The sequence below is a fragment of the Streptomyces sp. NPDC012769 genome, from assembly GCF_042901205.1.
In the GTDB taxonomy this organism is placed as follows: domain Bacteria; phylum Actinomycetota; class Actinomycetes; order Streptomycetales; family Streptomycetaceae; genus Streptomyces.
In genome coordinates this window covers 556,656-569,287 of sequence record NZ_JBIBCP010000002.1, presented here as the reverse complement: position 1 = coordinate 569,287, position 12,632 = coordinate 556,656, and the positions used below count along the sequence as shown (strand labels likewise).

10 protein-coding genes and 1 pseudogene are annotated in these 12,632 nt (G+C 73.1%); 7 read left to right on the top strand and 4 right to left on the bottom strand.

The features are described from left to right. Positions 1–45: 45 nt before the first annotated feature. The 3 genes and pseudogenes from ACFY7C_RS11395 to ACFY7C_RS11385 form a co-directional block, all read right to left on the bottom strand. Positions 46–1,941, bottom strand: coding sequence for an ABC transporter ATP-binding protein (locus tag ACFY7C_RS11395; protein ID WP_389647361.1), 1,896 nt, complete (start codon positions 1,939–1,941; stop codon positions 46–48). Positions 1,942–2,039: 98 nt separating this feature from the next. Then, positions 2,040–3,770: pseudogene (locus ACFY7C_RS11390) on the bottom strand (ABC transporter ATP-binding protein); the annotation flags it as partial. A gap of 15 nt (positions 3,771–3,785) precedes the next feature. Then, positions 3,786–4,385, bottom strand: a complete 600-nt coding sequence (locus tag ACFY7C_RS11385) for an NADPH-dependent FMN reductase (RefSeq protein ID WP_389647358.1) — start codon at positions 4,383–4,385, stop codon at positions 3,786–3,788. A gap of 68 nt (positions 4,386–4,453) precedes the next feature. On the opposite strand from ACFY7C_RS11385, the gene ACFY7C_RS11380 reads away from it, so the two are divergent. The 3 genes from ACFY7C_RS11380 (at position 4,454) to ACFY7C_RS11370 (ending at position 6,779) form a co-directional block, all read left to right on the top strand. After that, entirely contained in the window at positions 4,454–5,281 is an 828-nt protein-coding gene (locus ACFY7C_RS11380) for an aminotransferase class IV (protein WP_389647355.1), read from the top strand. Positions 5,282–5,514: 233 nt separating this feature from the next. Beyond that, positions 5,515–6,075 (top strand): hypothetical protein, encoded by a 561-nt coding sequence (locus ACFY7C_RS11375; RefSeq protein ID WP_389647352.1) that lies wholly within the window; start codon positions 5,515–5,517, stop codon positions 6,073–6,075. 83 nt (positions 6,076–6,158) lie between these two features. After that, on the top strand, positions 6,159–6,779 hold the full coding sequence (locus tag ACFY7C_RS11370; protein WP_389647350.1) for a class F sortase: 621 nt from the start codon (positions 6,159–6,161) through the stop codon (positions 6,777–6,779). Positions 6,780–6,807: 28 nt separating this feature from the next. Here ACFY7C_RS11370 and ACFY7C_RS11365 read toward each other — a convergent pair whose 3' ends face one another. Continuing rightward, positions 6,808–7,596: a sulfite exporter TauE/SafE family protein gene (locus ACFY7C_RS11365; protein WP_389647347.1), complete on the bottom strand. Its 789-nt coding sequence runs from the start codon at positions 7,594–7,596 to the stop codon at positions 6,808–6,810. 215 nt (positions 7,597–7,811) lie between these two features. Here ACFY7C_RS11365 and ACFY7C_RS11360 point away from each other — a divergent pair, with 215 nt between their 5' ends. From ACFY7C_RS11360 to ACFY7C_RS11345, 4 genes are all read left to right on the top strand, one after another. Further along, a complete protein-coding gene (locus tag ACFY7C_RS11360) occupies positions 7,812–9,038 on the top strand; it encodes an NAD(P)/FAD-dependent oxidoreductase (protein WP_389647345.1) in 1,227 nt (408 codons plus the stop codon). Position 9,039: 1 nt separating this feature from the next. Next, on the top strand, positions 9,040–11,604 hold the full coding sequence (nirB, locus tag ACFY7C_RS11355; RefSeq protein WP_389647342.1) for a nitrite reductase large subunit NirB: 2,565 nt from the start codon (positions 9,040–9,042) through the stop codon (positions 11,602–11,604). After that, positions 11,601–11,930, top strand: a complete 330-nt coding sequence (nirD, locus tag ACFY7C_RS11350) for a nitrite reductase small subunit NirD (protein WP_389647339.1) — start codon at positions 11,601–11,603, stop codon at positions 11,928–11,930. The genes nirB and nirD overlap by 4 nt, the downstream gene beginning before the upstream one ends. 79 nt (positions 11,931–12,009) lie before the next feature. Next, positions 12,010–12,594 (top strand): TetR/AcrR family transcriptional regulator, encoded by a 585-nt coding sequence (locus ACFY7C_RS11345; RefSeq protein WP_389647336.1) that lies wholly within the window; start codon positions 12,010–12,012, stop codon positions 12,592–12,594. Positions 12,595–12,632 lie beyond the last annotated feature (38 nt).

The following is a 12,632-nucleotide window of genomic DNA, read 5'->3' as shown; positions in this document are numbered from 1 at the left end:
CCCATTCTCGCTGTGGTCCCGCCGGTCACCCTAGGCCAACTGCCCTCACCGCGCCGCCCCTTGGGCGAACTGCGCCGCGTGCAACCGGGCGTAGGCCCCGCCGGACGCCAACAGTTCCTCATGCGTGCCCTGTTCGACGATGGAGCCGTTCTCCATGACCAGGATGACGTCGGCGTCGCGGATGGTGGAGAGCCGGTGGGCGATGACGAAGCTCGTGCGGCCGTGGGCGAGGCGGGCCATCGCCTTCTGGACGAGGACCTCGGTGCGGGTGTCGACGGAGCTGGTCGCCTCGTCGAGGACGAGGACGGCGGGCTCGGCGAGGAAGGCGCGGGCCAGGGTGAGGAGTTGGCGTTCGCCGGCGCTGAGACCGCCGCCTTCCTCGTCGAGGAGGGTGTCGTAGCCGTCGGGGAGGGTGCGGATGAAGCGGTCGGCGTGTGCGGCCCTGGCGGCCTGTTCGATTTCGGCGCGGGTGACCTCGCGGGTGGCGCCGTAGGCGATGTTGTCGGCGATGGTGCCGCCGAACAGCCAGGTGTCCTGCAGGACCATGCCGATCCCGGAGCGCAGGTCCGCGCGGGACATGTTCGCGATGTCGACCCCGTCGAGGGTGATCCGGCCCCCGGTCACCTCGTAGAACCGCATCAGCAGGTTGACCAGGGTGGTCTTGCCCGCCCCGGTCGGCCCGACGATCGCGACCGTCTGCCCCGGCTCCACCGCCAGCGACAGGTCCTCGATCAACGGCTTGTCCGCCTCGTAACGGAAGGCGACCTTCTCGAAGGAGACCCGGCCGCTTCCCCGGCCCGACACGCGTGCGGGGCGCTCGGGCGCGTCCGGGTCCGGTGTCTCCTCCTCCGCGTCGAGGAGGGCGAAGACCCGCTCGGCGGACGCGACGCCGGACTGGAGCAGGTTGGCCATGGCGGCGACCTGGGTGACGGGGCCGTTGAACTCGTACGAGTACTGGATGAAGGCCTGCACGTCGCCGACGGTCAGGGTGCCGCTCGCGACCCGCAGTCCGCCGGCGACGGCGACGACCACGTAGGTGAGGTTGCCGACGAGGGTGAGGGCGGGCTGGATGAACCCGGAGATGAACTGGGCGCGGAAGCTCGCCCGGTAGAGCTCCTGGCCGAGCTCGTCGAAGCGGCGGACGGCCTCGGCGCGGCGGCCGAAGGCGACGACCTCGGCATGGCCGGTGATCATCTCCTCCACGTGGCCGTTGAGGCGGCCGGTGACGGACCACTGGGTGACGAACTGCGGCTGGGCGCGGCGGCCGACGTACGCGGCGACGCCGACCGAGACGGGCACGGTGCCGAGCACGATCAGGGCGAGCGTCGGCGAGATCCAGAACATCATCGCGAGCACGCCGACCAGGGTGAGCAGGGCCCGGATCATCTGGCTGAAGGCCTGCTGGAGGGTCTGGACGACGTTGTCGATGTCGTTGGTGGTGCGGGAGAGGAGCTCGCCGCGGGACTGGCGGTCGACGTAGGTGAGCGGCAGCCGGGACAGCTTGGCCTGGGCGCGGGCGCGCAGTCGGTGGCCGGCCCGCTGGACGACGGTGGTGGCGAGCCGCTGCTGGACCCACATGAGGACGGCGGCGGCGGCGACCACCGCGGCGGAGGCGGCGAGCGCCCGGCCGACGGCGGTGAAGTCGACGCCGGCGGGGGTGCGGGCGCCGGAGACGACGAGGTCGGTGGCGTGGCCGAGGATCTTCGGGGAGAGGACGTTGAGGCCGACGGCGAGGGCCGCGGTGGCGAGGACGGCGAGGAGCAGCGGGCGGTCGGGGGTGAGGGTGCGCAGCAGGCGCAGGCCGGAGGCGCGGAAGTCGAGGGAGCGTTCGAGGGCGGGGGTGGCGAGACCCGGGCCGCGCTGGGGGGCGGCGGGGCCGATCCGGGCGGGGGCGCGGTCCTCGTCCCGCTTCGGCGGCCGGACGGCGGTGGCGGTGCTCATGCGACGGCCTCCTGATCGGTGAGCCGGTCGGCGGGACTGGCGGCGGGGCTGGCGGCGGGCTCGCCGACGGCTGGGGCGGCGACGCGGTCGACGGGCTCGCTTGCGGGCCCTTCGGTGAGCTGGGAGAGGACGATCTCCCGGTAGGTCGGGTTGTCCGCGAGGAGTTCCTCGTGGCGGCCGGTGCCGACGACCCGGCCCCGGTCGAGGACGACGATCCGGTCGGCGTCGCGGATGGTGGAGACCCGCTGGGCGACGATGACGACGGTCGCGTCGGAGGTCTCCTCGGCGAGCGCGGCCCGCAGCCGGGCGTCGGTGGCGTTGTCGAGGGCGGAGAAGGAGTCGTCGAAGAGGTAGACGCGGGGCCGTGCGACAAGGACCCGGGCGATGGCCAGGCGCTGGCGCTGACCGCCGGAGAGGTTGCTGCCGCCCTGGGCGACGGGGGCGTCGAGGCCCTCGGGCAGGGCGCGGACGAAGTCGGCGGCCTGGGCGACCTCCAGGGCGTGCCACAGCTCCTCGTCGGTGGCGTCCGGCTTCCCGTACCGCAGGTTGGTCGCGACCGTCCCCGAGAAGAGGTACGGCTTCTGGGGGACGAGTCCGACGGTGCGGGCGAGCAGCGCCGGGTCGAGGTCGCGGACGTCGGTGCCGCCGAGGGTGACCCGGCCGCCGGTGGTGTCGTGGAGGCGGGGCACGAGGCCGAGGAGGGTGGACTTGCCGCTGCCGGTGGAGCCGATGACAGCGGTGGTGCGGCCGGGGCGGGCGCTGAGGGCGATGTCCGTGAGGACGGGTTCCTCGGCGCCCGGGTAGCGGAAGCCGACGCCGGTGAGGTCGAGCCGGCCGGGGTCGGCGGCCGGGGCGAGCGGGGTGGTGGGCGGGGTGACGGAGGGGGTGGTGTCGAGGAGCTCGCGGACGCGTTCGGCGCTGACCTCGGCGCGGGGCATGTGCATGAGGAGGAAGAGGACCATCATCACGGACATGCCGATCTGGAGCAGGTAGCCGAGGAAGGCGACGAGCGAACCGGCCTGGAGGGCACCGGAGTCGAGGCGGTGGGCGCCGACCCAGAGGATGCCGACGGTGGTCGCCTCCCAGACGACGAGGACGGTCGGGAACATGACGGCCTGGAGGCGGCCGGCCCGCAGGCCGACGGCGAGCAGTTCGTCGTTGGCGCCGGCGAAGCGGCGCTGCTCGTGCGGGTCGCGGACGAAGGCGCGGACCACCCGGATGCCGGTGATCTGTTCGCGCAGCAGCCGGTTGACCCGGTCGACGCGCTGCTGCATGCCGCGGAAGAGGGGCCGCATGCGCAGCACGATCGCGCCGACGGCGCCGGTCATGACGGGGACGAAGAGCAGCAGGACGAGGAAGAGCGGCACGTCCTGACGGACGGCCATGGCGAGGCCGCCCAGGCACATCAGGGGTGCGGCGACCAGCATGGTGAGGACGAGGACGGTGAAGGTCTGGATCTGCTGGACGTCGTTGGTGGTGCGGGTGATGAGGGACGCGGTGCCGAAGCGGCCGGTCTCGCGGGCGGAGAAGTCCTGGACGCGGCGGAAGGCCTCGGAGCGCAGGTCGCGGGCGATGCCCATGGCGATGCGGGCGCCGGTGTAGGTGGCGGCGGCCGCGGCGGCTGCCTGGAGGAGGGTGACGGCGAGCATCGCGCCGCCGCCGGACAGGACGCGGCCGGTGTCTCCGCGCAGCACGCCTTCGTCGATGACGCCGGCGTTGAGGGCGGGCAGGGTCAGGGAGGCGAGGCTCTGGACGAGCTGGAGGAGGACGAGGAGGGCGAGTAACGGCCGGTGGGGGGCGAGTCTCGCCGCGATGAGGCGGAGCAGCATGGCGGTGTCCTCCGGTCAGCCGGCGTAGGGGCGCAGGGACTTGGCGTCCTTCAGGGCGCGGGCCCACCAGCCGAGCTGGTCGAGCATGGTCTTGGCGGCGGTGTCGGGGCCGGTGGGGTCCTTGGGGTTGCCGTCCTCGTCGAAGCGGCCGTGGGCCAGGTGGAAGGAGACGGTGTCGCGGACGGTGACGGCGTGCATCTCGGCGAAGACCTGGCGGAGTTGTTCGACCGCGCGCAGGCCGCCGGAGATGCCGCCGTAGGAGACGAAGCCGACCGGCTTGGCCTGCCACTCGGTGAAGTGCCAGTCGATCAGGGACTTGAGGGCGGCGGGGAAGGAGTGGTTGTACTCGGGGGTGAGGACGACGAAGGCGTCGGCGGCGGCGAGGACCGGGCTGACCTTGTCGAGTTCGGCGCGGACGGCGGGGCCGGGGCGGTGGGAGAGGGCGGTGGGCAGGTCGATCTCGGCGAGGTCGACGACCTGGGTGGTGAAGTCGTCGCGCTCGCCGGTGCGGGCGGTGAACCAGTCGGCGACGACGGGGCCGAAGCGGCCTTCGCGGTTGCTGGCGACGATGACGGCGAGGTTCAGGGGCGTGGTGGTGGAGTTCGTGATGTCCATGCCGAGGATCCTGGTACCTCAAGCTTGGTTGAGGTCAAGCGCGGATTTCCCGGCATACGGTGGACCCCATGACGACGCCTCCGACGACCCCGCCCACGCCCCCGCCCACGACGCCCTCCGGGGAACTCCCGCCGCCCCCGCTGCACATCGAGGTCGACGGCGAGCCGGCCGCCGACCCGGAGCTCCTGGCGACCCTGATGAGCGGCTACGGGCACTTCACGGCGATGCAGGTGCGCGACGGCCGCGTGCGGGGGCTCGGGCTGCATCTCGACCGGCTGGAGAGGGCCACCCATGAGCTGTTCGGCCGCGCCCTGGACGGCGGACGGGTCCGCTCGCTGCTCGCCGGGGCGCTCGCGGCGGCGGGGCGGCGGGACGCCTCCGCGCGGGTGTACGTGTACGAGGGCGCCCGTACGGTCGTGACGGTGCGGGCCCCGTACCCGGTGGACCGCACGCCCCAGGCCCTGAAGTCCGTGGCGTACTGGCGGCCGGCCGCGCACCTCAAGCACCTGGGCGGCTTCGGGCAGACCTTCCACGGCGACGCGGCCCGCCGGGCGGGCTTCGACGAAGCCCTGCTCACCGGCGGGCCGGACGACGAGATCGCCGAGGGCGCGGTCACCAACATCGCCTTCTGGGACGGCACCTCGGTCGTCTGGCCGTCGGCCCCGTGCCTGGCGGGCGTCACCATGTCCCTGCTGGCACCCCGGCTGCCGTCCGTGACCCGCCGGGTGACCCTGGCCGACGTCCCCTCCTTCCGCTCCGCCTTCGTGACGAACTCGCGCGGCATCGCCCCGGTCTCCCGGATCGACGACACCGCGCTCACGGTGGACGAGGACCTGATGGCACGGGTGTACGGAGCCTATGAGGCGGTGCCGTGGGACGCCCTGGAGGGCGTGTGAGCCGGGCACCCGTTCGCACAGGCGGGCGACCGGTCACCCGTTCGGCACGGGCCGTCAGCTGACGCCCAGAAACCCGCTGCGACCTGCACAAACGTCCGTTATCCAGGCGACGCGCCGCACCGGACGGAGCAATTCTGATGGGACATCAGCAGGCGCGGTGCGCGCCCGGGCGTTTACCTCGGACCTACGGAAGCCCCTTTCCGGCAAGACGTCCGCGCGCCACGGAGGCCCCCATGCGCCGCACCCCTGTCCCCCTGCTCACCGGTACCGCGCTGACGGTCGTCGCCCTCGGCGCCCTGGCCACTCCCCTGGCGTACGCCGGCGACAACGACGGCGGTGGCAACAGCCACAACAACAGCAGCAGCAACCACGGCAAGTCCGAGGCGCTGGAGGTCTTCCCCTCCTCCGCCGACCCGGGGACCACCGTCACCGTGAACACCCTCGCCTGCGGCAAGCACGGCCACGGCGTGGGCGACGCGAACTCGCTCGGCGCGGGCGAGTTCCAGCTGAACCCCAGCACCCACAAGGAGGTCGTGGTCGGCCAGTTCACGGTGCCGCACCATGCCAAGGCCGGGACGTACTGGATCAGCGTCGCCTGCGACAACGGCCGCACGGCCCGCGGCGAGCTCGTCGTCAAGCACAAGAACCCCAGCGGGCATGTGCGCACCGGGATCGGCGGCAGCGTCGGCCCCGACCACGCCCAGATCGCGGCGGGTGCGGCGGTGCTGGCCGCGGCCGCCGTCGGCGGTATGTGGCTCCTGCGCCGCCGGGCGAGCGGCGCGCAGGACGGCTGACCGTACCGCCATCGTCCTGCCCCCGCCGCGCGCCCGCTGACGGCCCGGCGGGGGCAGGGCCACACCCGTACCCGGAGAGCAGCATGACCAACAGGAGCAAGGGCTGGGGCATAGCCGTGGCCGCCTGTGTCGGCCTCTGGATGATCCAGAACGGTTCGGGCGAGGTCACCCCGCCGGTGCCCTCGGCCGCGCAGGCCTTCGCCGCCGGGCCGAGCGTCCACACCGACGCCGCCGCCGACCCGCTCCCGCCCTCCGAGCCGGTACGGCTGCGCATCCCCGAGATCGACGTGGACACGCCCCTGATGGGCCTCGGCCTCGGCGCCGACGGCACCCTCGACGTGCCGCCGGCCGACGACCGCAACCTGGCCGGCTGGTACGAGGACGGCACCCGGCCCGGCGCCGAGGGCACCGCGATCGTCGCCGGCCACGTCGACAACGCCAAGGGGCCCGCGGTCTTCTACGCGCTCGGCGCCCTGAAGAAGGGGCACCGGATCGAGGTGGACCGGCGGGACGGCCGTACCGCGGTGTTCACGATCGACGCGATCGAGGTCTACGACAAGGACCGGTTCCCGGACGCCAAGGTGTACGGGGAGGCGGACCGGGCCGAGATCCGGGTGATCACCTGCGGCGGCGACTTCTCCAAGAAGTCCGGCGGCTACCAGGGGAACGTGGTCGCGTTCGGCCATCTGATCGGGGTCCGCTGAGCCGGCCCCTCGTCGACCCCGCCCCCCGCTACGCCCACTGGTCGAAGGCGAGCTTCGCGACCAGCGAGAAGACCACCACCAGCAGCACTCCGCGCACGAACTCCGCGCCCTTGCGCAGTGCCATCCGCGCGCCGAGCATGCCGCCGGCGAGGTTGAAGACGGCCATGACCGCGGCGAGCTGCCACAGCACGTTCCCCTGGTGGGCGAACATCGCGAGCGCGCCCGCGTTGGTGCAGACGTTGACGATCTTGGCGGTGGCGGAGGCCGTCACCAGGTCCAGGTGCAGGACCGCCGTCAGGGCGAGCACCAGGAAGGTGCCGGTGCCGGGCCCGAAGAGTCCGTCGTAGAAGCCGATGCCGCCGCCGACCACGACGATCGCGGTCACGATCCGGGCCCGGGTGAGCGGCGCCCGCTCCTCCCCCGCCGCACGGGTGCCGAAGGACGGCCGGAACATGACGAAGGCGGCGACGCCGAGCAGCACCACCATGATCACCGGCCGCAGCACCTCGCTGCTGATACCGGCCGCGAAGAAGGCGCCGCCCATCGATCCGGCGAGGGCCGCGAGCCCGATCCGCACCGCCGTCCCCACCCGGACGGGCGCCTTGCGGACGTAGGTGACGGCGGCGCCGGAGGTGCCGACGATCGCCACGGCCTTGTTGGTGCCGAGGATCTGGGCGGCCGGCACCTGCGGCAGGCCGAGCAGCAGCGCGGGCAGCAGGAGCAGCCCGCCGCCCCCGACCACGGCGTCGATCCAGCCGGCGATCAGCGCCGCGAGACAGAGCAGGACAAGGGTGGTCAGGGAGATGTCAGCAGGCATGACCGGAGCCTAGGCGGCCGATGGGTGTGCCACCCATCGATCCCGTGAGTCTTGAGCTGCTTCTGAGGTCCGGGCGGACCACACCTCGGAGCCCCTGGCGGAACGTATACGTGGCCCTGCCCTCACAGTGCGCCCGGGCCGCGGTGAGGTCAGCGTTCCGTACGGGAAACAGTCGGGATGTCGTCGGGAAACACCCGCCCCGCACGCTTCCCGGTATGAGTACACGGATCGTGGTGGTCGGCGGCGGAACGGCGGGCGCCCGGCTCGCCCAGCGCCTGCCGGTCACCCTGCTCGGCGAGGAGCCGCACGCGCCCTACAACAGGCTGCTGCTCGCGGACGTCCTCGCCGGGCGGTACGGCCCCGAGGTGATCGCGCTGCCCGAGGCGCGGGAGCCGGCCCGGCTCGGCGTGCGGGCGGTGCGGATCGACCGCGCGGCCCGCACGGTGGAGTGCGCGGACGGCACGTCGGTGCCGTACGACCGGCTGGTCCTGGCGACCGGGTCGGCCCCCGTGCTGCCCCCGCTGCGGGGACTGCGCGGGGCGGAGCTGCCCTCCGGGGTCCATCCGTTCCGCACCCTCGACGACTGTCTCGCGCTGCGCGGGGTGGTACGTCCCGGGGTGCGGGCGGTCGTCATCGGCGGCGGCCTGCTCGGGGTCTCGGCGGCGCGGGCCCTCGCGGCCCTCGGCGCCGAGGTGATGCTCACCCAGCAGGGCGAGCGCCTGATGGAGCGCCAGCTCGACGAGCACTCCTCGGCCCTGCTGCGCACCCACATGGAGGCGCTCGGGGTCGAGGTGCACACCGAGTGCCGGGTGAGCGGGCTGCGGCAGCAGGGCGGCACGGTCACCGCGGTCGAACTCGCCGACGGCTTCGTCCTCGACGCCCAGGTCGTCGTCCTCGCCTGCGGGGTCCGCCCGCGCGTGGCCCTGGCCCGCGAGGCCGGCCTCGACGTCCGCACGGGCGTGGTGGTGGACGACGAGCTGCGCACCTCCGATCCGTACATCCACGCGATCGGCGACTGCGCGGAGCACGACGGCCGGGTGTACGGGCTCGCGGGCCCGGCCCTGGACCAGGCCGACGTCCTGGCGGACCTGCTGACCACCCCGGGGGCCCTGGCCACGCCGGGGGTGCCGGCCACGCCGGGGGCCGGAACCCGCTACACCGGCACCCGCGCCCTGACCCGTCTCACCCTCGCCGGCACCGAGTCGCTCGACCTCGCCGTGTTCGGGGAGACCACCGCCGCCCCGGGGGACGACGTCGTCCAGCTCACGGACGCGACCCGGAGGGCGTACCGGAAGGTCGTCGTCCGCGGCGACCGGCTCGTCGGCGGAGTCCTGTTCGGCGATCTCGCCGCGGTCGGGACGCTCGCCCGGGCCTGGGAGGGCGACGAGGCCCTGCCCGACGCCCCCCTGCTGCACCTGCTCACCCACGACGGAGGCTCCTGACATGACGACCGCGCCCACCCCCACCATCGTCCTGGTCGGCCACGGAATGGTCGGCCAGCGGTTCCTGGAGGCGCTCGCGGACCGCGGCGTCACCGAGCGCGCCCGTGTCGTGGTGCTCTGCGAGGAGCCCCGCCCCGCCTACGACCGCGTCCAGCTGACCTCGTACTTCTCCGGCCGCACGCCCGACGACCTGTCGATGGTCGAGGACGGCTTCATGGCACGGCACGGCATCGAGCTGTACACCGACGACCCGGCCGTCACGATCGACCGGGAGGCCCGCACGGTCACCGCCCGGTCCGGGCGGGTCGTCGCGTACGACACCCTCGTGCTCGCCACCGGCTCGTACCCCTTCGTGCCGCCCGTGCCCGGCAAGGACGCCCGCGGCTGTTTCGTCTACCGCACCATCGAGGACCTGCTGGCGATCGAGGAGTACGCGAAGACGGCGACGACCGGCGCGGTCGTCGGCGGCGGTCTGCTCGGCCTGGAGGCGGCCGGCGCGCTCAAGGGCCTCGGGCTCGACACGCACATCGTGGAGTTCGCGCCCCGGCTGATGCCGGTGCAGGTCGACGAGGGCGGCGGCGCGGCCCTGCTGCGCACGATCGAGCAGATGGGGCTGACCGTCCACACCGGCACCGGCACCCAGGAGGTCGTGACCACCGACGGCGCCGTCACCGGCATGAAGTTGTCGGACGGCTCCGAGGTCGCCACCGACATGGTGGTCTTCTCGGCGGGCGTCCGCCCCCGCGATCAGCTGGCCCGCGACTGCGGCCTGGACGTGGGCGAGCGCGGCGGCATCGCCGTGGACGAGCTGTGCCGGACCTCCGACCCGGCGGTGTTCGCCATCGGCGAGTGCGCGCTCGCCACCGACGGACGGGTCTACGGCCTGGTGGCGCCCGGCTACGAGATGGCGCAGACGGCGGCCGCGGTGATCGCCGAGGAGGAGACCGGGAACGGCTTCACCGGCGCGGACATGTCCACCAAGCTGAAGCTGCTCGGCGTGGACGTGGCCTCCTTCGGCGACGCGCACGGCACCGCCGACGGCTGCCTCGACGTCGTCTACTCCGACTCCCGCTCCGGGATCTACAAGAAGCTGGTCGTCGACGGCGAGGGCCGGCTCCTCGGCGGCGTCCTGGTCGGCGACGCCGAGTCGTACGGCATGCTGCGCCCGCTGACCGGCAGCAAGCCGCCGGTCTCGCCCGAGCAGCTGGTGCTGCCGGCGGGCGTGGGCGCGCCGGTCGCGCTCGGCCCGTCCGCGCTGCCGGACGACGCGGTGATCTGCTCCTGCCACAACGTCACCAAGCACGCGATCACCCAGTGCACCTCGCTGCCCGAGGTGAAGAAGTGCACCAAGGCCGGCACCGGCTGCGGCAGCTGTGTGAAGGTGATCGAGAAGCTGCTGCCGGCGGCCACCGACAAAGGGCTCTGCGGCTGCTTCTCGTACACCCGCAGCGAGCTCTACGAGATCGCCCGCACTCTCCGGGTGACCTCCTTCGCCGAGCTGCTCGACTCGCACGGCCGCGACGCGGCCAAGGGCGGCGAGGGCTGCGAGGTCTGCAAGCCGACCGTCGGCTCCATCCTGGCCAGCCTCGCCCCGACGATCGGTGCGGGCGGCTACATCCTGGACGGCGAGCAGGCCGCGCTGCAGGACACCAACGACCACCACCTGGCGAACCTCCAGCGCAACGGCTCCTATTCGGTGGTGCCGCGCATCCCCGGCGGCGAGATCACCCCCGAGAAGCTGATCGTGATCGGCGAGGTGGCCCGGGACTTCGGCCTCTACACGAAGATCACCGGCGGTCAGCGGATCGACCTCTTCGGTGCCCGCGTCGACCAGCTCCCGGCGATCTGGACCCGGCTCGTCGACGCCGGCTTCGAGTCGGGACACGCCTACGGCAAGGCGCTGCGCACCGTGAAGTCCTGTGTGGGGCAGACCTGGTGCCGCTACGGAGTGCAGGACTCCGTGAAGATGGCGATCCAGCTGGAGCTGCGCTACCGCGGCCTGCGCGCCCCGCACAAGCTGAAGTCGGCGGTCTCCGGCTGCGCCCGCGAGTGCGCGGAGGCCCAGTCGAAGGACTTCGGCGTCATCGCGACGGCCAACGGCTGGAACCTGTACGTGGGCGGCAACGGCGGCGCGACCCCGCGCCACGCCGATCTGCTGGCCCAGGACCTGTCGGACGCCGAACTGGTGCGGCTGATCGACCGGTTCCTGATGTTCTACATCCGCACCGCCGACCGTCTGGAGCGCACCTCCACCTGGCTGGAGCGCCTGGAGGGCGGGCTCGACCACCTGCGGGACGTGGTGGTGCACGACTCGCTCGGGCTGTGCGACGAGCTGGAGGCGCTGATGGCGGCGCATGTCGCCGACTACCAGGACGAGTGGGCGCAGACCCTGGACGACCCGGAGCGGCTGCGGCGCTTCGTCTCCTTCGTGAACGCGCCGGAGACCCCGGACCCGACGGTCCGCTTCGTGCCGGAGCGCGACCAGATCAAGCCCGACCTGACCATCCTCACGATCGGCACCAAGCCCCTCGGCACCCAGCCCCTGGAAGGAGCCACCTCCCGATGACGACGCTCGAACTCTCCCCCTCCGCCGACTCCTGGATGACGGTCTGCGAGGAGTCCCGGCTCACGCCGGGGCGGGGCATGGCGGCGCTGCTGCCGGACGGCCGGCAGGCGGCGGTCTTCAGGGACCGGGCGGGACGGACGTACGCGATCGACAACCGCGATCCGTTCACGGGCGCGCAGGTGCTCTCCCGCGGACTGCTCGGCTCGGCGGAGGGGCGGCCGTTCGTGGCGTCGCCGCTGCTGAAGCAGCGCTTCGACCTGGAGACGGGGCGGTGCCTGGACGACGACGAGGTGGCGGTGGCGGTGTACCCGGTGCGCACGGTCTGACGCTCCGGCTCCCACGCCTCCGAACCTTTCTTGACCGACCGTTCTTGAAATGCGCCTGGGGAGGGCGTACGGTCATCGCGTGGCCAGGACCAAGGAATTCGATCCCGACGCCGCGCTCCAGTCGGCTCTCGAGCTGTTCTGGGCGCGCGGCTACGAGGCGACGTCGATGGCGGACCTCGTCGAGCACCTCGGCATCGGCCGCGCCAGCATCTACGCGACCTTCGGCAGCAAGCACGAGCTGTACATGAAGGCCCTGGAGCGCTACCTGGAGACGCGCGACCCGCGGATCATGGCGGAGCTCTCCGCTCCGGGTCCGGCGCTGCCTGCCGTACGGGGTCTGGTGCGCCGGTTCGCCGCGCAGGCCGCGACCGACGGGGAGCGCCAGAACGGCTGCTTCGTCACCAACTCGGCGGCCGAACTGGCGCCGCACGACGCCGAGGTGAGGCGCCGGGTGGAGCTCAGCTGGGAGAACGTCGAGACCCTGCTGCACAGCGCGCTGAGCAGGGCCAGGGCCCAGGGCGAGCTGCCCGAGGACCGCGATCCGCGGGCGCTCGCCCGGATGCTGCTGGTCCTGCTGCAGGGGCTGCGCGTGGTGGGGAAGGCGTCCAGCGACCCGGCCCGCGTGCACGACGCGGCGGAGCAGGCGCTGGCCCTGCTGGACTGAGCCCGCACTGACCGGACTGACCGGACTGACCGGACTTC